The organism is Yoonia sp. SDW83-1 (genome assembly GCF_046762885.1).
In the GTDB taxonomy this organism is placed as follows: Bacteria; Pseudomonadota; Alphaproteobacteria; order Rhodobacterales; family Rhodobacteraceae; genus Yoonia.
Map to the genome: position 1 here is coordinate 74278 of NZ_JBKQXO010000007.1, position 22171 is coordinate 96448.

Consider the following 22171-nt stretch of genomic DNA (forward strand, 5'->3'; position numbering starts at 1 on the left):
GTTGTTTTCGCCGCGTTCAAGTGATCGTTATCGATGCGTTGGTCACCTGTCTGCGGTAAGTGTTTCTTAATCTCTATCACCGTGCGGGGCATTCACCAGCCGGATTTGGCGAAAAACTGCATCAGGGTCCGACGCAAGTCCGACGTTTTGCCGACGCGATGCCGACCGGCCAAAACCGACTCAGGCCCCGTAAAACAAGGCCGTTAACGATTGGCCTGTTGCGTGTGGCAGATTCCCGACGTTCGGCCCATTAACCGATCTTGTCGCTTGGTGGCGAAACGGGCATCAAGACCTATGGTGTTTCGCACACATATGGACACGGCCTTGATTGAGGCGCGCGCCGCTGCTGAACGCGGTGAAGTGCCGGTTGGTGCTGTCATTGCAGGCCCGGACGGCATCATCGCGCAGGCCGGCAACCGGACGCGCGAGTTGAACGATCCCACCGCCCATGCGGAAATGCTGGTGATCCGAGAGGTCTGTAAAACCCTTGGAAAAGAACGGCTTACCGGATTTGATCTTTATGTTACGCTGGAACCCTGCCCGATGTGTGCCGCCGCGATCAGCAACGCGCGTATCGCGCGGCTCTACTATGGGGCGGATGATCCCAAATCCGGCGGGGTGGGGCAGGGGCCACGTATTTTCAGTCATGCGCAATGTCATCATGTGCCTGAAATCTATGACGGAATCGATGCCGCCGCGTCTGAGGCGCTGTTAAAGAGCTTCTTCGCCGCCCGGCGCTGACAATTCCTTGCACAGGAATTGGTGTCAAACTTTCGGTGAAAGTTTGATCGCTCAGATGTCGACCACGTCCATCACCTCGGGCGTCAGCACATTCACATCCGGCAGGGCATCCACCAGCGGCTGCGCGGATTGTGCGAGTAAAGGAAATGTTTTGTAGTGGCAGGGAATGATCATTTTGAAATCAAAGAACTTTTTCGCGGCAAACGCCGCACCCTCCATGCCCATCGTATAATGGCCGCCGCAGCACAAGATACCAATGTCAGGCCGATAAAACTCTGCCATCCAGCCCATATCGGCCATTACGTCCGTATCGCCGGACACATAAACCGTATGACCATCCCCCTTGATCATATACCCAGCCTCGGTTCCGGCATAGGCGCTGCCCAACGATGACGAATGTGTGGCTTGGACCATGGAGACTTTCGCGCCGTTCAGATCGACTGTGCCGCCCTTGTTGAATTCGACGGTACCGTGACTTTCGAAGGCTGCACAAAGCTCTGGAATACCGACAACGGATGCGCCTGTTTCCTGAGCGATATCAGCAACTTCCGAGGCATGATCGAAATGCCCATGGGTCAGCAGAATATGGGTCGCACCCGCCAACGCATCCGCCCGCCTGTCATCAGGGAATGACGGATTTGCCGCCAGCCACGGGTCGATCAGAAGTACCGCATCAGCGACCTCCATCCGGAAACTCGCATGTCCCAGCCATGTAATTTTCATATTGCCCTCCACTGCTTTCCGGTCAGGATAACGGTCAGTGAAAGGGGCGCAAGATGGACTGGTTCGCACAGATCGACGCCTATTGCGAACGGACCGATTTTTCCTATTGGTCTGAACCGCTTAACGCGATCACAAATCTGGCTTTCATTATCGCGGCGATCATCATGTGGCGGCGCAGCGCGGGTCTGCCTGCCGCCCGTTTTCTGTGCGTGATCCTGTTCTGTATCGGGGTGGGCAGCTATCTGTTCCACACCCATGCAACACAATGGGCTGCCCTGGCCGATGTCGCCCCCATCGGGCTGTTTATCCTGACCTATCTGTTCCTTGCGAACCGCGATATGGTCGGCGTGCCGTGGTGGGCGGCACTACTGATTACAGCGCTGTTTGCCCCCTATGCCTATGTAATCGTGCCACTTTTGAACCAGTTGCCGTTCTTTCGCATCTCGAATTTCTACTGGACGGTGCCGATCCTGCTGATCCTGTATGCGGTCCTGCTGCGCGGGCCGGTGGGCAGAGGTTTCATAATCGGTGCCGCCATTTTGTGTCTGTCGATCACGCTGCGATCGCTGGATGAAATCTGGTGTGCGCAATTCCCGATCGGAACACATATCTTCTGGCATTTGCTCAACGGCGTCATGCTGGGCTGGATGATCGAAGTTTACCGTCGCCACATGCTTGCGACCCGTGCTGCGTAGCGGTAAACGCGGGCAACAGTTTTACCGGAGAGGCCCATGTCAATCGACACCGAAACCGCCCGCCGCGTGGCCAAGCTGGCCCGCATCAAGGTCGAAGACGATCAACTGCCTGCACTGGCGGGCGAATTCAGCGCGATCCTTGATTTTATCGAACAACTCAACGAGGTCGATGTTGAGGGCGTGGAACCGATGACATCCGTAACCCCACAACGCCTCAAGCGGCGCGATGATGTGGTCACAGATGGTGATCAGCAAGCGGCTGTGTTGAAGAACGCGCCTGATGCGCGCGAAGGGTTCTTCGCCGTACCAAAGGTGGTTGAATAATGACCGATCTGACAAAACTGACCATTGCCGAAGCCCGTGACGCGATGCGCAAGGGCGACACGACCAGTGCCGAGATCACGCAGGCCTGCCTGACCGCCATCGAAGGGGCCGGGGCGCTCGGTGCGTTTGTCCATCACACGCCCGAGATTGCGACCGAACAGGCCGCCGCTGCGGATGCCCTGATCAAGACAGGCGATGCGCCTGATATGTGCGGTATCCCCTTGGGGATTAAGGATTTGTTCTGCACCAAGGGTGTGCCGTCGCAGGCGGCTTCTGGTATCCTCGAAGGGTTCAAACCGGAATATGAAAGCACCGTGACCAGTCAGCTTTTTGATGCTGGTGCGGTCATGCTGGGCAAGCTGAACATGGATGAATTCGCCATGGGCTCGTCCAACGAAACATCCGTTTACGGCAACGCGGTCAACCCGTGGCGGCGCGGCAATGATGATGCGGCGCTGACGCCGGGTGGATCGTCTGGTGGGTCTGCTTCTGCGGTTGCCGCTGACCTTTGCCTTGCCGCAACAGGCACCGACACTGGCGGTTCCATCCGCCAACCTGCCGCCTTTGTTGGCATCACCGGGTTGAAACCGACTTATGGCCGCGTGTCGCGCTGGGGGATCGTGGCTTTTGCGTCCTCGCTTGATCAGGCGGGGCCGATGACGAAGGATGTGCGCGACAGTGCCATCATGCTGCAGACCATGTGCGGGCATGATCCGAAAGACAGCACCAGCGCCGATCTGGCCGTGCCGGATTTTGAGGCCGCGCTGACCGGGGACATCAAGGGCAAAACCATTGGTATTCCAAAGGAATATCGGATGGACGGCATGCCGGAAGAGATTGAAAAGCTCTGGTCGGACGGGACCGCCATGCTGAAAGACGCGGGTGCCGTGATCAAGGATATCAGCCTGCCGCATACGCAATACGCGCTGCCGGCCTACTATGTGATTGCGCCCGCTGAGGCGTCATCGAACCTGGCCCGTTATGACGGTGTGCGTTTCGGGCATCGCGCCAAGCTGGCGCAAGGCGACGGCATCACAGAGATGTATGAAAAGACCCGCGCCGAAGGCTTTGGCCCCGAGGTGCAGCGCCGCGTGATGATCGGGACATACGTGCTGTCCGCTGGTTTCTACGATGCCTACTACAACAGGGCGCGCCGGGTGCGGACATTGATCAAGCAGGATTTTGAAACTGTTTTTGCCGATGGTGTCGACGCGATCCTGACGCCTGCCACACCCTCTGCGGCCTTTGCGCTGGGTGAAAACTTTGACCCGATCCAGATGTATCTGAATGACGTCTTCACCGTCACGGTGAACCTTGCCGGGCTGCCGGGGATTTCGGTGCCCGCGGGGCTGGACAAGCAAGGCCTGCCCTTGGGCCTGCAACTGATCGGACGGCCATGGGAAGAAGCCGATTTGCTGAACGTGGCTTACACGCTGGAAGAGGCCGCAGGTTTTGTAGCCAAACCGACCAAGTGGTGGTAGTTTCGGCCAAAAGAAAACAGATGTGACAGGTGATCGGCGATGAAATCGGGTTTGGTAGTATTGGCAGCTTTGACGGTTCTGGCCGCCTGTGGATCACCGCAGCCAACGCAGCGCGGTATCGGTTTTGATGACTTTTCGCAGTTCGAGCTGGAGCGCGCCCGGCGCGAGGCGGCCCTGTCGTCACCACGTCAGTCGATCATTCCACCACCGCAGGTAAATACCATACCGGGGGCGTCGCCATTGCCGCCTGGAGGCATCCCGTCCAGCGATTTGGCGGCGGCTGGTATTGGTCAGGTGCAGACGCCAGTGAACACCGCTAATGACCCTGGCCGGACCCAAGGCCTGGATGCGTCGCCCACCAATGCTCCGCCGGCGCTTGCCAATAATCCAGGCATTTCGGACGAGCAGAGTTTTGACGCCGTGGCGGGCCGCGAAACCATCGAAAGCGATGCGGAACGTCGTGCTGCCCAGGCCGCCGCCCGGCAGGAGATTCAGCCGACAGCCGTGCCGCAGCGCCCAAGCTCTACCGGGCCGAATATCGTCGAATACGCCATTAACGCGCCCAATGTGAAAGGGCAGGAATGGTACAGCCGGTCGATCCTGTCAGGGCAGGGACGGTTCCAGCGCAACTGCGCGGGGTATGCCAGCTCGGACGAGGCGCAGCGCGATTTTCTGGCGCGTGGCGGGCCTGAACGTGACCGGTTGGGCATTGACCCCGATGGTGACGGCTTTGCCTGCGGCTGGGACCCTGCACCGTTCAAGCGGGCTGCCGGCAACTGAAACTAACCACCTACAACTCCCCCAATTGTGGGCCGCGTCGTGATCATGCGCGACCCGATATGGTGGTGATCCATTACACCGCGATGGAAACGGCCGAGGCTGCGCTGAAGACATTATGCAACCCCGAAACCGAGGTGTCGGCCCATTACCTGATCGCCGCGGATGGCGAGGTCATGTCGCTGGTACCGGAAGCACTGCGTGCGTGGCATGCCGGGGCAGGGCGTTGGGGCGCAGTGACGGATGTCAACAGCCGCTCCATCGGGATTGAATTGGCTAATAACGGATTCAGCCCTTTTGCCGCCGCCCAGATGGATGCGCTGGCTGATCTGCTGCGGGGTATCCGCGCGCGCTGGGATATCCGGCCTGAGCGGATCATCGGCCATTCCGATATGGCACCGGGCCGCAAGATTGATCCCGGTCCCCGCTTTGACTGGCGCAGACTGGCGCTCGAGGGGTTGGCGGTCTGGCCGCACGCACAAACAGGCGACACGGCAAAGTTCGTGCCGATGATGCGGGCCTTTGGCTACACCGCCGATGGGGATGCGGACTTGCTGCTGAAGGTGTTTCGCATGCGTTTCAGGCCCGGCGCCATAGGCCCAATTGACCCGAAGGATGCGGGGATGATCATCGATCTGGCCAGCCGTTTTCCCGTTGACGTCAACGCGGCGTCCACCTAACTGATCTCTTGCGCGGATGGCTGGATGGCTGCGGTAGCAATACCGAGGAAAGTCCGGACTCCACAAAGCACGGTGCCGGGTAACGCCCGGCGGGGGCAACCCCAGGGAAAGCGCCACAGAGAACAGACGGCCATGCATGCATGGTCACGGTGAAACGGTGGGGTAAGAGCCCACCGCGCAAGCGGCAACGTAAGCGGCACGGCAAGCCCCACCGGGAGCAATGCCAAATAGGGACCTCGTGCCGAAAGGCGGGGATGCTTGAACCCCAGACGGTCCGGGTTGGCAGCTAGAGGGTATCTGGTAACAGATGCTTTAGATGAATGGTCATCCAGGGTGGTTCGCCACCGGGACAGAATCCGGCTTACAGGCCATCCGCGCAATTTTCATAAAATTAGGTTGTCTTTAAGGATGGCGAACTACCTCTGGTTTAAGAAGAGGAGGACTGCGCATGAAAATCGCAGAAACGCCCAGACAGAACGCCGTTGACGCGCCCACGCTCGCGGATTTACGCAACAGCAGTGATTGCGTGAAGCTGCTGAACACGGTCGGGCGGATCAGTTTCATGGGTGAACAGAGCCTTCGGGTGATGGAACTGAACGACATGTCCGAAGTGGTCGGTAAATGCTGGTGGGAGTTTTGGCCCAACGACCAACAGGCGATGATCAAATCCCGGTTCGATGCGGCGCTGGCAGGTGATGTGCAGCAGTTCAAAACAACCCGGCGCATGCCCAGTGGAAAACTCAAGGAATGGTCGATCACGCTGTCGCCCGTTCCGGGTGTGAACGGTGTCAGCACCTCGGTGCTCGTTCTGTCACGCGACGTGACGCCAGCCCCCTGATTTATCGCCTTTGCGGTTGACAGGGGCGTGCCCAAGGTTAAAAGGCAGCTTCAATCAGATTCATGCGATCTGCGCGCAACGCGGCCCGCAACCAGGAGAGATGAGACATGGCGAAGCCGACCACCATCAAGATCCGCCTGAACTCCACCGCGGGGACCGGGCATTTTTACGTCACCAAGAAGAACGCCCGCACCATGACCGAAAAGATGGTCGTGCGGAAATATGACCCCGTCGTGCGCAAGCATGTCGAGTACAAAGAAGGCAAGATCAAGTAAAGATCGCCACTTTGGGACAGTGATAGGGCCGTGCAACCTGCGCGGCCTTTTTTGTTGTCGGACGCTTGGGTCAGGGAAACCTGCCTATTGCTGCCGCGCGCGCTGTTCTATGCTTCGTTCATTGGAACAAAGGAGCATTGATCATGGGTTTTCAATGGACAGAGGTGAACAATGGCAATCTTTCCGCGCCCGGTTACACATTGGCAGGTCGCGGGGATGGGCCGGCAACATCGACCGGCGATGCCGTTGCGGCAGTTGTGCAGGCCGGGTCGCAGGCACTGAATTCCTGGTCGGTCGATTATGCGATCAACCGGGAAAGAGAACGGCAAAGCGCGTTTCTGCCAAACTATTTTCAGGGTCACGAGACAGGCGGCATGATTGCCGTTGCGGCGATTGATGTCACGAACGTTGGCGGGCAGACCGCAAACCGTTTCATGCATCTGGAGCTGTTTCTGGGCATCTATCGCACGCCCCGCGACGCGATCAGCGTCTGGCGCCGTCGTGATCGGCTGAGCAGTGCGGTGGGCACCGTGGCTTACCGGTTCTTCTGGATCACCCGTACCGGCGCATAGCGGCTCAGAGTGCGACCGTCACCAGCAGCGCCAGCAACAGCCCCGCCTGCGCAAAGAGCGTCAGCAGCATCCCGTAAAACCGCAATCGCCAGTTGGTGCCGTGGATGCCGAAATAAAGGGCGTGCATGACGCGACCCGTGGTCAAGGCGGCGGCCAGAACGCCAAGTACGATGACATTGCCCGCCTGAAGTTCGATCAGGGCGAGAAGGATGATGGCGAGCGGTATCTGCTCGGCCGCATTGGCCTGCCCACGGATCGCCTTGATCATTTCCCGGTCGTCATTGTCACCCAGCACCACACCGTCCCGACGACGCAGCACGATGACCTTATAGGTCAGCAGCAACAGGATCAGCCCATTGGCAATGGCCGCAAAGCTGGTGATGGGCAAACTCAGATCAGTCAAAGTTCATATCTCCAACCCGGCCGCGATACTCGGGAATTGTTTGTTCACAGAACCGTCCAAGTTTGCAACCTGCCCCAAGGCGCTAAAAGGCCGAGTTGATCGTAAAGGCGACCGACAGGCTGTTGCGGGTAAAGCGCCCCACATTGCTTTCGGACTGGCTGCCATCAATTGAAAGCCCGGGCACGAAACCCGCATATTCAATATCGGGAAAGCCGATATTAACGCCGTAGAAAAACGTCTCGTCCTCGCGGCCATCGGTTGTGTTAAAAAACACCGGGTAGTCAGCAAATTTCACGCCTGCATTGAGACTGAGCGAGGCCGGACCGACAGGTTCGGCAAAACTGTAGCCAAAGCGCAGACTCCAATCCTCGAAAGTCTGTGATGGGCCTTGACCGTCGCTATCAGTGCTACCCAAGGTCGCGCTGATCCGGTCACCGCTGTCCAGCCGATAGGACAGCCCCGCATTCAATGTAGTCCGAACCACCTCGCCGATGGTTGTGCTTTCATAATCCTGCCATTCGCGCCGCGCCGAGAGTTGCAGTACAAGCGGATCTGACAGGGGAATTGCCCCTGTCAGGCGCAGTCGTTGGAAATCGTAGTAAGGATCGCCGCCATATTCGAACGTGCCGATACTGGCCTGGAGCCCGATGGTGCCCGCCTCGAAGGCACGATCGTAACCGAGCGACAATTGCAGGTAATCGGTTGCGAAGGCACCTGCGTCCACTCTGACCGTTTCATCCCCTTCCACATCTGGCCGATCCTGTGGATTGTCCACGATCTCGTCCTGCAGCCTGACCCGCGCAACCTGATATTGCAAAGCGACGGTCGCCCGGTCTCGGGGACTTTGGTAAAACCGATACTGTGTAGAGAAATTCAGGGATGCGCGCACACCGGCGAGTGCCAGCGCGTCCGCAGATAGATTACCCTGAAGCCCGCCCAGGTCGTCCACATCATTTTCATCTGCCCCGCCATTGACGTTGTTAGACGGGACAATGGCAAAGCCAAGGTTTGTTGACCATGGATTAACGCGCCGCAATCCGGCCGCATCCGCCAGCGTCCGTTCGCGTTCCTGTTCGTTGGGCACCACAGTCAGGGCGCGGCGAAGCCAGAATGTGGCCAGCGTAAACCGTTCTTCATTGGCCGCCGCAAGGGCAGTCAGGCGCGCCGCCTCGTATCGCTGTGTATCTGTCTGGGACAACGCATAGGCCCGGGCACCTGCCCGTCGCCCTGCAGCAGCGTCGCCCGCACGCGGCGCGCCGGCCGCGACGACCAGCAATGCTGCGCGGTCATCCGGGTTTGCCTGCAAAAGGCCCTGCGCGATCTGCAGGGCCAATTCAGTCTCTCCAGCCAAAAGCGCCCGTGTCGCTATGACACGGGCTTCATCGATGGGAATGTCGACTGTTGTCTGGGCCATGGCGCTTTGCCCCAGAAGGCAAAGCGCCAGCACAAGACAGCGACTAGTCTTCATCAACGTCGTCAACGTCCTCATCATTACAGATTGCAGCCTCACCCGGCGTTCCACATTGATTAAGAACAAATATGCCGCGCTCTTGTTCGTTATCTACACCGCCGTCAAAGTCTTGCAGAAACACGCCGCCAGCAATGCCCGAAGCATTCGTGCCGCCGAAAGTACCGGAATAAGATCCGATATTTTCCTGCGCGCGGTCTTCGGCACCACCGGTAAAGCTGCCATCGGCATTAATCCCCGCAGGAACAAGAAATACGGTATCAACCGCGACAGGACTGCCATCGAGAGAAGCTCGACCATAGATCGCGCCGTTCAAAGTGTTGTCCGTGAAGTCAGCGTTAATGAAGATGTCACCTGTAACCCGGGTAGCTCGTTCCGGCAGAAGGTCTGGATCGGCGCCGGATGGCAGCGTGCCGTCACGTGTGCCAAAGTTTGACATGCCGACATAGGTCCCGGCGTAGCTGGCAAGCCCGCTTGAAGGTGCGGTATAGTCGGTAGCGGAATATGTCACACCGCCAAAATACTTGGTGAATTGGCCGCCATCCATCGCAAGCACAGCCTGAACATCGCCATCATTAGAAGTCGCGCCAAATGCGGTGAAGAAGCGATCCAGCGCGTCATCCTGAGTTGTGAAGGCAAGGTATCCTGGGACATCATACGCCGCGTTGCGCGTGTAGGTTTGTAGCAATACGTCATCATCAAGCGTGATCGACACCTGTAAAGTACCGCCGCCAGAAGTCGAAAATGAACCAGCATCAATGTCCCCTGCGACAGGGCCAAACACACCATTCACCGGCGGCAGTTCGTCCGGGTTAAGCGGATCTTCGCCGTCCGTCGGTGTCGTTGGCGGTGTCGTTGGTGTTTCGCCGTCAAAGTTCAGCGGTTGGTCGTCGTCACATGCTGCCAGCAACGCCAGCAGCGCTGCAGCGGTTACAAGTCGTGTCATGATCTCTGCCTCATTTGTTTTTCTTTGACTGTAACATCTTGTCCGCTTTTCCACATGTCAACGCTCAACCGTGGCGATGTACGCATTGTTTTCGCGGTATGGAGGTTTTGCCACAGCCGCCCAATCCCTATAGTCAGCGAAAGACTCAGCAAAAGCCGGAGAAAACGGATGCCAATCACCCCCGACCAACAGGCCGAAATCGATGACCTGCGCGCCAACCCCAAGTCCACTCTGCGCGCTGTCGCCGACGGGATGGAGGCGCATCTTTACAAGGCGTATGACGTGCTCGACCACGGGTTCATCCGGGTGATCGACTATATGGGCGACGATGCCGCGATCTGTCAGGCGGCGCGCGTCAGCTATGGCAAGGGCACCAAATCCGTCCAGAATGACGAAGGGCTGATCCGCTACCTGATGCGCCACTGGCATTCGACCCCGTTCGAGATGTGCGAGATCAAGCTGCATGTGAAGCTGCCTGTTTTTGTGGCCCGCCAGTGGATCCGGCACCGGACTGCGAATGTGAACGAATATTCGGCGCGCTATTCGATCCTTGATCGTGAATTCTATATCCCGGAGGCCGATAAACTGGCCGCCCAGTCCGTCATCAACAATCAGGGACGGGGCGAGGCGCTGACGGGTGAAGAAGCGGCCCGCGTGCTGGAATACCTCAAGGGCGATGCGGCCCGGTGTTATGACCATTACGAGGAAATGATCGGGCAGGAGGGCCAGCAAGGCCTTGCCCGCGAACTGGCCCGCATGAACCTGCCCGCCAATATCTACACCCAATGGTACTGGAAGGTGGATTTGCACAACCTGTTTCACTTCCTGCGCCTGCGGGCGGACGCGCACGCGCAATATGAAATCAGGGTCTATGCGGAAGAAATCTGCAAGGTGGTGGCCGACTGGGTGCCCGCGGCCTATGGCGCGTTCGAGGACTACCGGATGGGCGGGGCGACACTCTCTGGCAAAGCGCTGGATTGCTTGCGACGGATGCTCAAGGGTGAAGAGGTGACGCAGGAGACCTCGGGCATGTCCAAGGGGGAGTGGCGGGAGTTTGAAGGGATAATTGGGTGAGTGAAGTTGGGTACGAAATTCAACTAAAAAGCGGCAAGTCACTGCAACTGAAAGATGCGCAAGCAGTTTCGGATTAGGTTAGTTTAGAGCGCAAGTTATGGGGTTGGTTGGATGAACACCCAAACCTGAGTTCTGGTGTCAAAAATAGCCTGAATAGTAGGTGGAGTAATTTGGACACTGCGGCGCAAAACGTCATCAATCAGCCGGAAGAACTGAGACATGAGCGTGAGCTTAACAACCAGTTAACCCAAGTTCAGGCAGCGATAGAAAAAGATGCTTACCTAAGTGGAGACTCAGCGATAGGCGCATACGCTCAAGATATCGCAAAAATTAACCCCGAGCTTTCGTTGAACATGTTGAACGCGGCGATGTTACCGCATCCACATCATAACCAATTGACCCGTCCTTACTTGGAGGGGGTAGCGGCCCTATCTGCGTTCAAGCTTGGCATGACAAAGAAGGGTGCGGCAAGCGCCCGTAGCCTACTCAACGAGTTGAGTGAGCAATATTCTTCCGAAATTTCGGAATTGAAGGTAGGCGCCGATAAACGGCTTCGGAAACTTGATGAAGCGATTGAAGCCCGCGAGGCAAAGGTCAGACAGTCGACGGGTGGATTGGCCAGACTTTTGGCAAGAAAAAAATCCAATGTATACAAAGAACAGCTCGAGATCAGGACGTCGGCAAAAGATGAGCTTGATAAACTGATTGCCGACTCAAAGGGGCGGATCGAGGCCTTTGAGGAGTTCTACGAGACCAAAATTGCTTTGTTAGAGCCGGTCAGTTACTGGAAGAACAAGCGGTGGTGGCACCGTGTTTCAACTTTCATTTTCGCTTTAATCTTTCTTGGGTACTCTTGGGCGCTGGCATGGGTGGTTTGGGGATATATTCGTTCGTTCGAACAGGGTTTTGAAGCTTTCGTGAATTATTGGAAAGACGCCAGCCCAGGTGCCTTCGGCGTTGTTGCTCTATTGATTGGGCTCATATTGGTGTTTTCCCGTATCATCTATCGCCTTTTTGCTAGCCAACTTCATCTTTGGAATGACGCCTCTGAGCGGATCACGATGACTGAGACGTATCTTGCGCTTGCGGAGAAGGGGCACAACAAAGAGGAGTTTATGGGAGCTTTGGTTAATCGACTATTTGCCCCGGCATCTGATGGTGTTGTTAAGGACGATTTCGGCTCAGTCAGTCCGCTAGAAGCTTTTTCGCGAAAGTATGGCGGAAACTAACCAACGCTCCGCCCGGCATCGTCGGGCAGCGCCCGGACCTCCCCCACGTGGAGGGCGCTTTTGCAACGCCGCACCCCGCACCATCGTCACCGTTAAACGCTAAGCCCCGCCAAACAGACCCGTTTGAGCGCCCATCCCGAGGTCCGGGCGCTGCCCTACTGTTGTGCGCGACACCAGCCAAGGCTTTCAGGGTAACCAAAGGCTTCCGCTGCGCGGAAGCGCACCCTCGACGGGGCTCCGCCCGTTTGAACCTGAAATGGTCCCCCGGACCATTTCCGAGACGGTCCAAACCCTCCCCCACGGGGAGGGCGCTTCTGCAACGTCGCACCCTGCATAACCGCCGCATCTGAATTGACCGGCCCGCCATGCACACATGTCGGCGCGCCCACCCCGAGGTCCGGGCGCTGCCCTTATATTGCGCATAACGGCCGAGCCCCCTGGGCTCCGCCCGCCTGGACCTGAAACTGTCCACTGGACAGTTTCCGAGAAGGTCCAGCCCCCCCGTCGGTCCCGGCGCTGCCCTGATGTGGCGCGTACGATCGTTACGGTCTTCGTGTCTGATCAAGGCTGTCACTGCCTGTCGGCTACGCATGACACCACATTCCATTAACCGAACATGAACGGTTCACATTTTTGCCGGGATTAGCCCATATGGCCGGATAAAACAAAACAATCGGGCTATGATTGATGATTATTCTGCGCGCATTCCCTCTGTCGTTTTCCATCCTCTGGCGGTTCCTGATCGTGCTGCCGTTTCTGCTGGTCTTTCTGGTCCTCTATGTCCTGCTGTCGGTCTTCTGGGGTATCTTCGCCGCTCTGATCTCACCCTTGATTGCCATCGGTATCATCCTGGCGATGACATTCGTGATGGCGATGATCCCGATGATGGTGGGCACCCGGCTGGGCCTTCAAGCGCGAGGCGAGGCCGTGGAAGGCTCTTACGTGAACCTGTTTCTACCGTCCCTGGGCTATGGCGCGTTCGAGGCTGTGACCAAGCTGATTGTGACGTTCGGGGCGGCAGGGTTGCTGGTGTTGTTTTCCGGAGGAGGGTCCGCCACCGAGGTGACCGAACTGGCGGCTGGGGCCGTCGACCCGTTTTCTGATCTTACACTTGATGGTGGTGTTTCCGGCAGCGGCTGGCTGTTTCTGGCCACCAGCCTGATATTTGTCCTGATGCGCGCGGCCCTTTTGCCAGCTGTTGCTGGTGGCGCCGCCGGGCGCGACCCGAATGGGCAGTTTCACACCCCGTTTTCCGGTGTCGGGTCGGGGTTTCTGTCGCTCGTTCTGCTGATCATCATCATCTACCTGCTGGGTTTTCTTGCCATCCCCGCAGCCTTTATCATCGCCACCCAATTTGGCCTGAGCGAGGTGATCATGGCCCGGGTTATGGAATTCTCGGTCATGGTAGATGCCGGCGGGTCGTATAGTTTTGCCCCGATCGATGCGATCATGGCGGGCATAATTATCGTCTATCTGTTGTGGCTGTTCAGCCTGCAATGCGCTGGTGCCGTGCTGGTCTATGAACGCCGCCGCGAGGCGCATGAGGCCGAACTGGCCTATAACCCGCCGGTGGAACGCATGGACCCTGACGACCTGCGCGAGATGGTCCGCAGCCGGATGCCACAGCGCAAATACTGATCGGCCTTAGCGAGCTACGGTTCTGCTGCTCTCAATGCTGCCGATGGTGTGGTGAGCAACTGTTGCGCAGGGGGATTACGGATATTGTACCGATTGTGGTGAGGATATTGCCCCCGCACGTGTGGCTTCTACCACGCTCCGCTGGCGACAAACGCCAAAGCTGACGCGACGACAAGGGGTCACAGTTAACGATTCGTAAAGTATTAGAGAGCACCCTGAGGTTGTTCTTGCATACGTAAGCAAGAACCTTCGGTAGTTGTTACCGCCTGCGCCACGCAGCAGATCGCGTGAAAATCGGGCCTGTTATGTTCATGACCCCACGTCACTGGGGGAAATGTGCCGCGAGGTTCCCCTCATCCAGATGGGGGCGTTTCCAGTACAAACGTTTTGAGAAATCAAGAACTGGGGATAGATATGACGACAAAAAAGACAAACGGACCATCTGACGAAGACACCACCCGCCGCGCCTTTTTGCCGATCCAGATGGATCTGGTGGAGCGGTTGACCCGAGAGGCGGAGAACCGCACCGGTCACGCCCCGTGCGCTATTTCGGGCAAGTCTGGCGATTCAAACAAACTGGCAGCCTGAGCCCTGAAACAGGGGCTCAGCGCCAACTGGTTTCGCAAAGGCTTTCCAGTGGATCAACCACCCACTGACAGGTTCCCGGCCATTTTGCGTCCATCGCGACCTTCTACCAGTTCAAAAGTCACTTTTTGATCATCAGCCAAGCCTGTCAGACCGGATTGTTCTACAGCTGAGATATGCACAAAAATGTCAGCACCACCGTCATCGGGTGCGATGAACCCATAACCTTTCGTTGTATTGAACCACTTTACAGTGCCACTCGGCATTGTCAGCACTCCTTCATGTCGCGCCCGTAGCGGGCAGGGCAGCACTTGGGCCCCGCGACAAAGCGGACTTCCCTTGGCCTTGTACCTTTACACTTAAGTGTTTTATCCAAAAGGCAAATGACAAGTCGTCGCATCCCCGCGAACCGGCAATCCCTTGCACATAGGACAGGTAAAATGCGTTTCTTTGGTCTGAAATCATGCGACACATGCCGCAAAGCGCTCAAAGCGCTGGCAGCTGCGGGCCACAACCTCAAGGTGATCGATGTGCGCGCTGACGGTATGAGCGACGAAGATCGCGGTGCGATCATCGCTGCATTCGGTGAGACGGCGATCAATCGTGCCTCGACGACCTGGCGCGGGCTGTCGGATGATGAAAAGGCGGCTGATCCGGCCGCCCTGTTGGCGGCCCATCCGACGCTGATGAAACGCCCTGTAATTGAGATGGGCGGTGAATGGACGATCGGCTGGAAACCTGACGTTCAGGCACGATACCTTGGCGAATGATCTGACACTGCATAAGTAAATTTCAGAGCAGTAAGGAGACACGCATGCGCAATGCGGCAATGACACTGGGCCTGATCGCGGGCGTTATGGGGATTTTCGTGGGCCTGTTCGGCTATGGTTATGCAGAGCTGTCAGAGCAACATGCCGAAGTGGGTGAGTTATTCGGCATGTTCGAAAACCCCGGCTTCATCCGTTTCGCCAGCTTTATGGCACCACTTTTGGCTATCGCAGGCGGCGCCATGGCAAAGGCCCGCGCGCTATGGGGTGGTATCCTGATGGTGCTGGCGGCGGCCTGTTTCTATGCCGCCTTTGGATTCAATGTAGCAACGATGTTTCCCATCGGCTTTGCCGGTCTGGGTGGTCTGCTGGCGATTGCCGCCGGTCAGCCGGATGAGCCTAAGGCGCACTTTTGAAGATAGCCCGGTCGAGCGACAACAGCCCTGGCCCTTTGAACACCAGGATCAGAAGGCACAGCACCCAGAATGCCCGCTGATCGAGGATCAGCGCGTCAGAGAACCGGTCGAACCATGCGCCAAGTGTGCCTTCGTGTTCGATCCCGCCGTGGCCATAGAGGTCTGTCAGCGACTGGACGATGATGAAGCCAATCATGCCGATCGCCGACAAACGCGTCAGTAAACCCACAATGATCAGCAATGGCAGGACGAATTCCGCCACCGTCCCGCCGACCACGACGGCCCAGTGAAAGACGCCCAGTTGTGATGTGTCATACCCTGCTGCCTCCATCGCTTTGGGGAAAATCTGGACATAGGCCCCCGATGACGGGGTCAGAAAGCCGAAAAACCCGTCTCCCAGTTTGGTCAGGCCCGAATTCCAGAAATACTGTAGCAGTACCCCCGCAAAGACGAGGCGCGCCAACAGGGGCAGGACCTGATCGCCGGCGCGGTTCATCGGTTCGGTCATCGGCTCAAGCGGGGAAACGATCATATTCATGGGGGAGGGGCCTTTCAGTAAATTTCGGTCACAGCGCCGTGGGACAGCAGCAAGTTCAGGACGCCAGCAAGATCGAGCGTTTCGCCAGCGGTGTCGATGGCCTCGCCCAGTGACTGCCCGTCGGCGAGTGCGGTGACACAAGTGGCTGCAGCGTTGTTGATCAGGTGAATATCGGGGTCAAACCCGGCACGGGTGATCAGCACGGCCTCCGCCTGCATCACGGGTTTGGGTTCATCGGGAGCGGTATTGGCGCGGTAGATGCTGTAGATGGGGAAGTCCGATGCAATTGTTTGCGCCGCAGGGGCAATGCGCAATCGCATCTTCATCAGTGTTTCGGGGTCAAATGTGCCAAGTACCTGACCATCCACCGGGGTGGCGTCCGCTGCGTGATAGGCGCGGCGCAGGCCCAAATCGATACGGGCGATGTCGGGTAGATAGGGCAGCGATCTGGCCGGTTCAAAACCGCTGAGGAACACGGGCATATCCTCACCATAGAACATCATCAGCGGGGATGTTGGCGGATGCTGGCGAAGATAAACGCCCGCCATCGCGCGGAAAAACGTGTCACCGACAAGTTTGCGGACCACCGGGAAAGCCGTTTCCAGCGCGTCAGACAGGCTTACGGCAACATTGTTGCGGTAGACGTTGAAGCGCTTACTAGCAATGTGCCCATTGGGATTTTGCAGTCCTGTGGGAACAGCAGCGTTGGGATCCAACATCGCAGCCGTGAAATTGGCTTGCGTGACGGTCATATTGTCACCAATGACAATGCGCTCTCGGCGCGGCGAATTTCATCCGCCAGAACCGGCCAGGCCGGTACGTCATTGTCCCATTCGATCAACAGCGGTTTGGGGCCGGACTTGGCAAGTGTGTAATCCAGCAGCACCCAGACAGGATCAACCACCGCCTTGCCATGGCTGTCGATCAGGAGTGGGGCGCCGGTTTCGTCTTCATCCTCGTCGTGGCCGCCAAGATGGATTTCACCGACAGCCTCCAGTGGGAAGTCATCAATGTAAGCTTTCGGTGACGTTTTCAGGTTGGTTGCGCTGACAAAGACATTGTTGACGTCCAAAAGCAGGCCACAGCCAGTGCGCGTGACAAGCGCGCGCAGGAAATCAGTCTCTGACATGGTGGAGTCGGCAAAGGCGAGGTAGCTGGACGGGTTTTCCAGCAGCATTTGCCGACCCAGCACGTCCTGTACCTGATCGATATGGGACGCGACCCTGTGGAGGGTTGCTGCGTTGTATGGCAAGGGCAGCAGGTCGTTGAAGAAATGTGCGTCATGGGTGGACCACGCGAGATGTTCGGAAAAGCTGGCGGGGTTCAGCCAGCCCACCAAATGTTTCAGCCGGGCCAGATGGTCGGGGTCAAGATCGCCCTCGCCCCCGATGGACAGTCCCACGCCATGCACCGAGATCGGAAAGCGTTCAGCAAGGTGACGCAGTTGCGCAATCGGGCGACCACCATCGCCCATGTAGTTTTCGGCGTGGATTTCCAGCCAGCCGACAGGGCCGGGATCAGCCATGATGTCGCGGTAATGTTGGGGTTTGTAGCCAACGCCGGGACGGGGCGGCAGGGATGAATGGCGTGCGGAATCAAGCATCGTCTGGCCCCGTTTGGTCAGAGGGTAAGGTGAGTTCGTGCCCACCTTACCTTATCATGATCGATTTATGCAGGCAGATCGCGATCAAGCTCTTCCAGCGATCCTTCGCGTGGTGTGCCGTCTGCCATGGCTGGCAGGTCCATTGTTTCGCAGGTGCCTTCGGGAACAAGCGTCCAGGCGTTGCCCTGATAGTCGATGGTCGATGTGCCTGCACATGTAGTGCCGGGGCCAGCTGCACAGTCGTTTTCGCCAGCCAGCGACACGCCGTAGCATTTCACATCACCTGCTGCAGCAGATGTGGTGGCCAGACCGGTCAGCGCTGTAGCAACGGCGCTTGCCAGAACGAGAGATTTTGAAGCTTTGGACATCGAGGGTTCCTTCGGTTGAATTTCGTTATGCAGTCACCGCATACCGGTGCTGACCAGACAGTAACCTTATGCCAGATCGGTTTTCTATTCACAGCCCCGTGCATCGCGGTTCCGTGAGGTCGTGTGAGGGGCACAGGCGATGCGGCGGGCGGTCGCCCACCGATAGTCATAAAAACAAAGGGCCCGCCGGGTTTGAAACCGGCGGGTTTGTTTCAATAACCTGTTTCGAAATGTTACAGCAGATCGGGTGGCGTTGCCGCTTTGCCCAGTTCTGCAACAATTTCATCAAGTGATGTTACACTTGTCTTGTTTTCACCCAGACGGCGCACGGTGACTGTCTTGTCGTCGACCTCGCGTGCGCCAAGCGCCAGAATGACCGGCACTTTGCCGACTGAATGTTCGCGGACCTTATAGTTGATCTTTTCATTGCGCGTATCCGCCTCGGCCCGGACACCGGCTGCTTTCAAGGCCGTTACGACTTCTTGCGCGTAATCGTCCGCGTCGGACACGATGGTCGCGACGACGACCTGACGCGGTGCCAGCCAGAACGGCAGTTTGCCTGCGTGTTCTTCAATCAGGATGCCGATGAACCGCTCAAATGATCCCAGCGTGGCGCGGTGCAGCATAACGGGACGGTGTTTGTTGCCGTCTTCGCCAATATAGTCCGCATTCAGCCGCTCGGGCAGAACAAAATCCACCTGATGCGTGCCGCATTGCCAATCCCGCCCAATCGCGTCCGTCAGCACGAATTCTAGTTTGGGGCCATAAAACGCGCCTTCGCCGGGGTTCAGCTCTGGCTCAATCCCCGCAGCGCGTGTCGCCGACAGCAATGCTGCCTCGGCCTTGTCCCATGTCTCATCAGTCCCGGCCCGCTTTTCCGGGCGGTCAGAGAATTTCACCTTGAAGCTGTCAAAGCCCAGGTCGTGATAAATTGAAGACAGGAAGTCGATATAGATTGCTGTTTCGCTTTCGATCTGGTCCTCGCGGCAGAAGATATGACCGTCATCCTGGGTAAACCCGCGCACCCGCATGATCCCGTGCAGCGCGCCTGACGGTTCATAGCGCGCACAAGATCCGAATTCGGCCATGCGCAATGGCAGATCGCGATAGGATTTTAGCCCCTGATTGAAAATCTGCACGTGGCAGGGGCAGTTCATGGGCTTGAGCGCATTGACCCGTGTATGCTTTGGGTCATTGACGCGTTCATCGAAGTTCTGGGCATTGTCGCCCTCTTCGGTGCGGCTTTCATCCACTTCCACGATGAACATGGACTCCTGGAATTTTTCCCAGTGGCCGGATTTTTCCCATAGCACACGGTCGACAACCTGCGGTGTGTTGACCTCAACATAGCCACCCGCCCGCTGTTTGCGCCGGATGAAGTCCTGCAATTCGGTGTAGATCGTCCAGCCATTCGGATGCCAGAAAATCTGGCCGGGCGCCTCTTCCTGCATGTGGAACAGGTCCATCTCGCGGCCCAGTTTGCGGTGGTCGCGCTTGGCTGCTTCCTCCAGCCGGTGCAGATATGCCTTGAGGTCTTCCTTGTTGCGAAAGGCAGCACCGTAGATGCGTTGCAGCATGGGGCGATTGCTGTCGCCGCGCCAATAGGCACCGGCGATGGACATCAGCTTGAACGCGTCGGCGGGCACTTGCCCCGTGTGCTGCAGGTGCGGACCGCGGCACAGGTCCTGCCAGTCGCCGTGCCAGTACATGCGCAGGGGTTCGTCGCCCGGGATGGCTTCGATCAGTTCGACCTTATAGGGCTCGCCCCGGTCGTTGTAATACTGGATTGCCTTGGGCCGGTCCCAGATTTCCGTGCGCACGTCGTCCCGTTTGTTGATGATTTCCTTCATCTTTTTTTCGATCAGGGCGAGGTCTTCTGGGACGAACGGTTCCTCGCGGTCGAAATCGTAGTACCAGCCGTTTTCGATCACGGGGCCGATTGTGACCTGCGTTTCAGGCCAAATTTCCTGCACGGCGCGCGCCATGATATGCGCCAGATCATGACGAACCAGTTCGAGCGCTGGCGCTTCGTCCTTCATCGTGTTGATTGCAATGGCGGAATCCGTTTCGATGGGCCATTGCAGATCCCAGTGCTGGTCATTGACCGTGGCTGAAATCGCCTTCTTTCGCAGGCTGGATGAAATGTCGGCGGCGACGTCAGCAGGCGTTACCCCGGCCTCGTAGGATCGGCTGTTACCATCAGGAAAAGTCAGGGAAATCTGGGCCATCGGCCTTAAGCTCCTCGTCAGTTTGGCGCCCACGGAACGCCCGGTTGCGGGTTATGTGTGATGGCTAGATGCCGCCAAGCGGGGCTTTGGTCAAGTCCGAACGATGGTATACCCAGATATACGTTGACTGCGACGTTTGGCGCGTTAGATACGACGCATGTTTCCGATGGGAAACCCACATCTTGGGGATATTACATGCCACGCTACAACCGCCAGTTCGAATTGAGCATCACTGATGTTGATCTGATCGAGGAGGCTTTGCGCGCCCGTGGCCGTGAATTGTGCAAGATGCGCCGGGCCTTGTCGGAAGAGAACCCGGCCCATCTGGAATCGATCAAGGTGATCGAACAGGACCAGCGCGAGGGCGAGGAGTTGCTGGGCCGGTTGCATGATCAGAAAATCTTTTACCGGCCCAAAACCAGCGTCTATGTTGGGGGTTGAATTGGCCTGAAATGGCGGTCGGCGTTGCGTCGGATTTGCGTCGGATTTGTGTCGGCAAAACGTCGGACCCCAACGCTTGCATCGTTAACCCCGTGTTTACGCCAGCCCCGCCGCAAAAGCCGCGTAGGCCATGATTAGACAGCACACCCAACCGGCCGTGAAGATGATCGGGCGCAGCGGAAATGCCGCCTTGCCGGTGATGTAGCCGACCGCGTGCACCACCCGCAGCCAGAAAAACGCGATCGCCGTCCAGTAGGTGAGCGCGGTGAACCCGTCGAGCCTGTCGACGATGAAGACCAAGAGCGCGAACGGCACCAGCTGTTCCAGCAGGTTGAGATGGGCGCGGTATGCCCGCTGCACCCAAGGGCGGTGCAGGGCGGGGTTGGATATCCGCACGAAGCCATCAGGCGCATCGGCGGGCAATGATCCTTCGGCTGCCGTCTTCATGCCGACGATATAGGGAATCCAGAGCGATGCCGCGAGGATCGCAAGACAGGTCAGTATGCCCAGTTCGGTTGGGAAGGTTTCCATTGTCATGCTCCTTGTTGCATCGCGGCCTTCAGGCCGGTTCCGGTTTCCAGATAGGATTTGAGTGAGGCGGCCAGACGCGCCCAGCCTTCGCCGAAGCCTTCCTGACCCGGGGCCATGTCATAATGTTCGATGGTCAGCTTGCACTGGTCGCCCTGCGGTTCGATCTGATAGACCATGTGGCTGGTGGGCGCATCTGGGCCCATGAAAAGCGGTTCGAATGTCATGGCGATCCGCGATTTCGGGTCAAGCGCCGTTGTGACCTGCCGCAGCATCGCGTCGCCATTGGGCAGAATGAATGTGGTCGCCTGATCAACCGCCGGATTGCCCTGCACGCTGTTGCAGGCAAAATGGTAGGCGGCCATCTGGTCGGCCTCTGTCAGGGCGGACCAAAGCGCGTCTTGGGTGCAGCGGATGAATGTCTGCATCACGAAATCGGGTTTTCCCATCTTGGTGTCTCTTTCCAGTTTCAGTTTCAGTTCGGTCAGCGCGCGCGCCTGTCTTTGAAGAAAGGGCGCGGCCCAGCGGTCCATCACCTCTTGCAGGGGCAGGACGTTGAGGTAGTGGTACTTGAACCGTCCCATCTTGCGGGTGACGATCAGTTTCGCGTCTTCCAGGACCTTGAGATGCTTCATCACCCCAAAGCGTGACATATCCAGAACCTGTTCGAGGTCGCTGAGTGACTGACCATCCTTGCGCCGCAAACTGTCGAGCAGGTCGCGCCGGGCAGGATCGTTGAGAGCTTTGAAAATGGCATCCATGGAATCACTTATAGGTGACAATATAGTCACGTGACAAGATGGTAACGTGAAAATCTGTCGGCCGCCCTAGAT

The 22171-nt window shown here is 57.7% G+C and carries 28 protein-coding genes, 1 other RNA gene and 1 pseudogene; 18 read left to right on the forward strand and 12 right to left on the reverse strand.

The window, feature by feature from the left end; genetic code table 11:
- Positions 1–294 precede the first annotated feature (294 nt).
- Positions 295–741 (forward strand): nucleoside deaminase, encoded by a 447-nt coding sequence (locus ACFWW4_RS10700; protein WP_411890834.1) that lies wholly within the window; start codon positions 295–297, stop codon positions 739–741.
- Positions 742–792: 51 nt separating this feature from the next.
- Here the strand turns inward: ACFWW4_RS10700 and ACFWW4_RS10705 are convergent, their stop codons facing one another.
- Complete coding sequence (locus ACFWW4_RS10705) at positions 793–1464, reverse strand: metal-dependent hydrolase (RefSeq protein WP_411890835.1); 672 nt, start codon at positions 1462–1464, stop codon at positions 793–795.
- A 53-nt stretch (positions 1465–1517) separates the two neighbouring features.
- Between ACFWW4_RS10705 and ACFWW4_RS10710 the strand changes: the two genes are divergently transcribed.
- The 9 genes from ACFWW4_RS10710 to ACFWW4_RS10750 all read left to right on the forward strand — a co-directional run bounded on the left by ACFWW4_RS10710 (position 1518) and on the right by ACFWW4_RS10750 (position 7106).
- Positions 1518–2159, forward strand: coding sequence for a ceramidase domain-containing protein (locus ACFWW4_RS10710; RefSeq protein ID WP_411890836.1), 642 nt, complete (start codon positions 1518–1520; stop codon positions 2157–2159).
- A 36-nt stretch (positions 2160–2195) separates the two neighbouring features.
- The gene (gene gatC, locus ACFWW4_RS10715; RefSeq protein WP_393926951.1) at positions 2196–2483 is read left to right on the forward strand and encodes an Asp-tRNA(Asn)/Glu-tRNA(Gln) amidotransferase subunit GatC; all 288 of its coding nucleotides are present in this window, start codon (positions 2196–2198) and stop codon (positions 2481–2483) included.
- Positions 2483–3964, forward strand: coding sequence for an Asp-tRNA(Asn)/Glu-tRNA(Gln) amidotransferase subunit GatA (gene gatA / locus ACFWW4_RS10720; RefSeq protein ID WP_411890837.1), 1482 nt, complete (start codon positions 2483–2485; stop codon positions 3962–3964). The genes gatC and gatA overlap by 1 nt, the downstream gene beginning before the upstream one ends.
- Positions 3965–4003: 39 nt before the next feature.
- Entirely contained in the window at positions 4004–4744 is a 741-nt protein-coding gene (locus ACFWW4_RS10725; protein WP_411890838.1) for a hypothetical protein, read from the forward strand.
- A gap of 59 nt (positions 4745–4803) precedes the next feature.
- A complete protein-coding gene (locus ACFWW4_RS10730; protein ID WP_411890839.1) occupies positions 4804–5421 on the forward strand; it encodes an N-acetylmuramoyl-L-alanine amidase in 618 nt (205 codons plus the stop codon).
- A gap of 12 nt (positions 5422–5433) precedes the next feature.
- An RNA gene (gene rnpB / locus ACFWW4_RS10735) (RNase P RNA component class A) lies at positions 5434–5801 on the forward strand.
- 68 nt (positions 5802–5869) lie between these two features.
- Entirely contained in the window at positions 5870–6259 is a 390-nt protein-coding gene (locus tag ACFWW4_RS10740) for a PAS domain-containing protein (protein WP_411890840.1), read from the forward strand.
- Positions 6260–6366: 107 nt separating this feature from the next.
- Positions 6367–6534, forward strand: a complete 168-nt coding sequence (gene rpmG, locus ACFWW4_RS10745) for a 50S ribosomal protein L33 (RefSeq protein WP_007814563.1) — start codon at positions 6367–6369, stop codon at positions 6532–6534.
- A gap of 143 nt (positions 6535–6677) precedes the next feature.
- Entirely contained in the window at positions 6678–7106 is a 429-nt protein-coding gene (locus ACFWW4_RS10750; protein ID WP_411890841.1) for a hypothetical protein, read from the forward strand.
- 4 nt (positions 7107–7110) lie between these two features.
- Here the strand turns inward: ACFWW4_RS10750 and ACFWW4_RS10755 are convergent, their stop codons facing one another.
- The 3 genes from ACFWW4_RS10755 to ACFWW4_RS10765 form a co-directional block, all read right to left on the reverse strand.
- Positions 7111–7509: an MAPEG family protein gene (locus tag ACFWW4_RS10755; protein WP_411890842.1), complete on the reverse strand. Its 399-nt coding sequence runs from the start codon at positions 7507–7509 to the stop codon at positions 7111–7113.
- Between the two features lie 82 nt (positions 7510–7591).
- Entirely contained in the window at positions 7592–8977 is a 1386-nt protein-coding gene (locus ACFWW4_RS10760) for a surface lipoprotein assembly modifier (protein WP_411890843.1), read from the reverse strand.
- Entirely contained in the window at positions 8967–9923 is a 957-nt protein-coding gene (locus ACFWW4_RS10765) for a hypothetical protein (RefSeq protein WP_411890844.1), read from the reverse strand. Before ACFWW4_RS10765 ends, ACFWW4_RS10760 begins: the two co-directional genes overlap by 11 nt.
- Positions 9924–10091: 168 nt before the next feature.
- On the opposite strand from ACFWW4_RS10765, the gene thyX reads away from it, so the two are divergent.
- The 5 genes and pseudogenes from thyX to ACFWW4_RS10790 all read left to right on the forward strand — a co-directional run bounded on the left by thyX (position 10092) and on the right by ACFWW4_RS10790 (position 14452).
- Positions 10092–10997, forward strand: a complete 906-nt coding sequence (thyX, locus tag ACFWW4_RS10770; RefSeq protein WP_411890845.1) for an FAD-dependent thymidylate synthase — start codon at positions 10092–10094, stop codon at positions 10995–10997.
- A gap of 170 nt (positions 10998–11167) precedes the next feature.
- A complete protein-coding gene (locus ACFWW4_RS10775) occupies positions 11168–12226 on the forward strand; it encodes a DUF6161 domain-containing protein (protein WP_411890846.1) in 1059 nt (352 codons plus the stop codon).
- A gap of 687 nt (positions 12227–12913) precedes the next feature.
- Positions 12914–13864 (forward strand): hypothetical protein, encoded by a 951-nt coding sequence (locus tag ACFWW4_RS10780; RefSeq protein ID WP_411890847.1) that lies wholly within the window; start codon positions 12914–12916, stop codon positions 13862–13864.
- Positions 13865–13934: 70 nt separating this feature from the next.
- Positions 13935–14063 (forward strand): annotated as a pseudogene (locus tag ACFWW4_RS10785) (TraR/DksA C4-type zinc finger protein); the annotation flags it as partial.
- A gap of 215 nt (positions 14064–14278) precedes the next feature.
- Complete coding sequence (locus ACFWW4_RS10790) at positions 14279–14452, forward strand: hypothetical protein (RefSeq protein ID WP_411890848.1); 174 nt, start codon at positions 14279–14281, stop codon at positions 14450–14452.
- Between the two features lie 53 nt (positions 14453–14505).
- Here the strand turns inward: ACFWW4_RS10790 and ACFWW4_RS10795 are convergent, their stop codons facing one another.
- Positions 14506–14715, reverse strand: a complete 210-nt coding sequence (locus ACFWW4_RS10795; protein ID WP_393926964.1) for a cold-shock protein — start codon at positions 14713–14715, stop codon at positions 14506–14508.
- Between the two features lie 174 nt (positions 14716–14889).
- On the opposite strand from ACFWW4_RS10795, the gene ACFWW4_RS10800 reads away from it, so the two are divergent.
- Both ACFWW4_RS10800 and ACFWW4_RS10805 read left to right on the forward strand, forming a co-directional pair.
- Complete coding sequence (locus ACFWW4_RS10800) at positions 14890–15219, forward strand: arsenate reductase family protein (RefSeq protein ID WP_411890849.1); 330 nt, start codon at positions 14890–14892, stop codon at positions 15217–15219.
- Between the two features lie 44 nt (positions 15220–15263).
- The gene (locus tag ACFWW4_RS10805; protein WP_411890850.1) at positions 15264–15632 is read left to right on the forward strand and encodes a hypothetical protein; all 369 of its coding nucleotides are present in this window, start codon (positions 15264–15266) and stop codon (positions 15630–15632) included.
- Here the strand turns inward: ACFWW4_RS10805 and ACFWW4_RS10810 are convergent.
- From ACFWW4_RS10810 to thrS, 5 genes are all read right to left on the reverse strand, one after another.
- Positions 15616–16164 carry a DoxX family protein gene (locus ACFWW4_RS10810; protein WP_411890972.1) on the reverse strand — a complete coding sequence of 183 codons (549 nt, stop codon included), beginning with the start codon at positions 16162–16164 and terminating at the stop codon, positions 15616–15618. The genes ACFWW4_RS10805 and ACFWW4_RS10810 overlap by 17 nt on opposite strands.
- A 20-nt stretch (positions 16165–16184) precedes the next feature.
- Positions 16185–16922 carry a DUF2063 domain-containing protein gene (locus ACFWW4_RS10815; protein ID WP_411890851.1) on the reverse strand — a complete coding sequence of 246 codons (738 nt, stop codon included), beginning with the start codon at positions 16920–16922 and terminating at the stop codon, positions 16185–16187.
- Positions 16919–17773 carry a DUF692 domain-containing protein gene (locus ACFWW4_RS10820; RefSeq protein ID WP_411890852.1) on the reverse strand — a complete coding sequence of 285 codons (855 nt, stop codon included), beginning with the start codon at positions 17771–17773 and terminating at the stop codon, positions 16919–16921. The genes ACFWW4_RS10815 and ACFWW4_RS10820 overlap by 4 nt, the downstream gene beginning before the upstream one ends.
- A gap of 65 nt (positions 17774–17838) precedes the next feature.
- A complete protein-coding gene (locus ACFWW4_RS10825; protein ID WP_393926969.1) occupies positions 17839–18141 on the reverse strand; it encodes a DUF2282 domain-containing protein in 303 nt (100 codons plus the stop codon).
- Positions 18142–18374: 233 nt separating this feature from the next.
- Positions 18375–20369, reverse strand: a complete 1995-nt coding sequence (gene thrS, locus ACFWW4_RS10830) for a threonine--tRNA ligase (protein ID WP_411890853.1) — start codon at positions 20367–20369, stop codon at positions 18375–18377.
- A gap of 195 nt (positions 20370–20564) precedes the next feature.
- Between thrS and ACFWW4_RS10835 the strand changes: the two genes are divergently transcribed.
- Positions 20565–20810, forward strand: a complete 246-nt coding sequence (locus tag ACFWW4_RS10835) for a hypothetical protein (RefSeq protein ID WP_411890854.1) — start codon at positions 20565–20567, stop codon at positions 20808–20810.
- Between the two features lie 96 nt (positions 20811–20906).
- Here ACFWW4_RS10835 and ACFWW4_RS10840 read toward each other — a convergent pair whose 3' ends face one another.
- Positions 20907–21341 (reverse strand): MAPEG family protein, encoded by a 435-nt coding sequence (locus ACFWW4_RS10840; protein ID WP_411890855.1) that lies wholly within the window; start codon positions 21339–21341, stop codon positions 20907–20909.
- A gap of 2 nt (positions 21342–21343) precedes the next feature.
- Positions 21344–22099 carry an ArsR/SmtB family transcription factor gene (locus ACFWW4_RS10845; RefSeq protein ID WP_411890856.1) on the reverse strand — a complete coding sequence of 252 codons (756 nt, stop codon included), beginning with the start codon at positions 22097–22099 and terminating at the stop codon, positions 21344–21346.
- Positions 22100–22171: the final 72 nt, after the last annotated feature.

What these genes read in the sequence shown, in the direction of transcription:
- gatC (WP_393926951.1), top strand. Translation starts at nt 2,196, where the DNA reads ATGTCAATCGACACCGAAACCGCCCGCCGCGTGGCCAAGCTGGCCCGC.
- ACFWW4_RS10820 (WP_411890852.1), bottom strand. Translation starts at nt 17,773, where the DNA reads ATGCTTGATTCCGCACGCCATTCATCCCTGCCGCCCCGTCCCGGCGTT.
- ACFWW4_RS10840 (WP_411890855.1), bottom strand. Translation starts at nt 21,341, where the DNA reads ATGGAAACCTTCCCAACCGAACTGGGCATACTGACCTGTCTTGCGATC.
- thyX (WP_411890845.1), top strand. Translation starts at nt 10,092, where the DNA reads ATGCCAATCACCCCCGACCAACAGGCCGAAATCGATGACCTGCGCGCC.
- ACFWW4_RS10725 (WP_411890838.1), top strand. Translation starts at nt 4,004, where the DNA reads ATGAAATCGGGTTTGGTAGTATTGGCAGCTTTGACGGTTCTGGCCGCC.
- ACFWW4_RS10730 (WP_411890839.1), top strand. Translation starts at nt 4,804, where the DNA reads ATGGTGGTGATCCATTACACCGCGATGGAAACGGCCGAGGCTGCGCTG.
- rpmG (WP_007814563.1), top strand. Translation starts at nt 6,367, where the DNA reads ATGGCGAAGCCGACCACCATCAAGATCCGCCTGAACTCCACCGCGGGG.
- ACFWW4_RS10815 (WP_411890851.1), bottom strand. Translation starts at nt 16,922, where the DNA reads ATGACCGTCACGCAAGCCAATTTCACGGCTGCGATGTTGGATCCCAAC.
- ACFWW4_RS10740 (WP_411890840.1), top strand. Translation starts at nt 5,870, where the DNA reads ATGAAAATCGCAGAAACGCCCAGACAGAACGCCGTTGACGCGCCCACG.
- ACFWW4_RS10780 (WP_411890847.1), top strand. Translation starts at nt 12,914, where the DNA reads ATGATTATTCTGCGCGCATTCCCTCTGTCGTTTTCCATCCTCTGGCGG.
- ACFWW4_RS10810 (WP_411890972.1), bottom strand. Translation starts at nt 16,164, where the DNA reads ATGATCGTTTCCCCGCTTGAGCCGATGACCGAACCGATGAACCGCGCC.
- ACFWW4_RS10795 (WP_393926964.1), bottom strand. Translation starts at nt 14,715, where the DNA reads ATGCCGAGTGGCACTGTAAAGTGGTTCAATACAACGAAAGGTTATGGG.
- ACFWW4_RS10835 (WP_411890854.1), top strand. Translation starts at nt 20,565, where the DNA reads ATGCCACGCTACAACCGCCAGTTCGAATTGAGCATCACTGATGTTGAT.
- gatA (WP_411890837.1), top strand. Translation starts at nt 2,483, where the DNA reads ATGACCGATCTGACAAAACTGACCATTGCCGAAGCCCGTGACGCGATG.
- ACFWW4_RS10750 (WP_411890841.1), top strand. Translation starts at nt 6,678, where the DNA reads ATGGGTTTTCAATGGACAGAGGTGAACAATGGCAATCTTTCCGCGCCC.
- ACFWW4_RS10765 (WP_411890844.1), bottom strand. Translation starts at nt 9,923, where the DNA reads ATGACACGACTTGTAACCGCTGCAGCGCTGCTGGCGTTGCTGGCAGCA.
- ACFWW4_RS10790 (WP_411890848.1), top strand. Translation starts at nt 14,279, where the DNA reads ATGACGACAAAAAAGACAAACGGACCATCTGACGAAGACACCACCCGC.
- ACFWW4_RS10700 (WP_411890834.1), top strand. Translation starts at nt 295, where the DNA reads ATGGTGTTTCGCACACATATGGACACGGCCTTGATTGAGGCGCGCGCC.
- ACFWW4_RS10705 (WP_411890835.1), bottom strand. Translation starts at nt 1,464, where the DNA reads ATGAAAATTACATGGCTGGGACATGCGAGTTTCCGGATGGAGGTCGCT.
- ACFWW4_RS10710 (WP_411890836.1), top strand. Translation starts at nt 1,518, where the DNA reads ATGGACTGGTTCGCACAGATCGACGCCTATTGCGAACGGACCGATTTT.
- ACFWW4_RS10760 (WP_411890843.1), bottom strand. Translation starts at nt 8,977, where the DNA reads ATGAAGACTAGTCGCTGTCTTGTGCTGGCGCTTTGCCTTCTGGGGCAA.
- ACFWW4_RS10800 (WP_411890849.1), top strand. Translation starts at nt 14,890, where the DNA reads ATGCGTTTCTTTGGTCTGAAATCATGCGACACATGCCGCAAAGCGCTC.
- thrS (WP_411890853.1), bottom strand. Translation starts at nt 20,369, where the DNA reads ATGGCCCAGATTTCCCTGACTTTTCCTGATGGTAACAGCCGATCCTAC.
- ACFWW4_RS10845 (WP_411890856.1), bottom strand. Translation starts at nt 22,099, where the DNA reads ATGGATGCCATTTTCAAAGCTCTCAACGATCCTGCCCGGCGCGACCTG.
- ACFWW4_RS10825 (WP_393926969.1), bottom strand. Translation starts at nt 18,141, where the DNA reads ATGTCCAAAGCTTCAAAATCTCTCGTTCTGGCAAGCGCCGTTGCTACA.
- ACFWW4_RS10805 (WP_411890850.1), top strand. Translation starts at nt 15,264, where the DNA reads ATGCGCAATGCGGCAATGACACTGGGCCTGATCGCGGGCGTTATGGGG.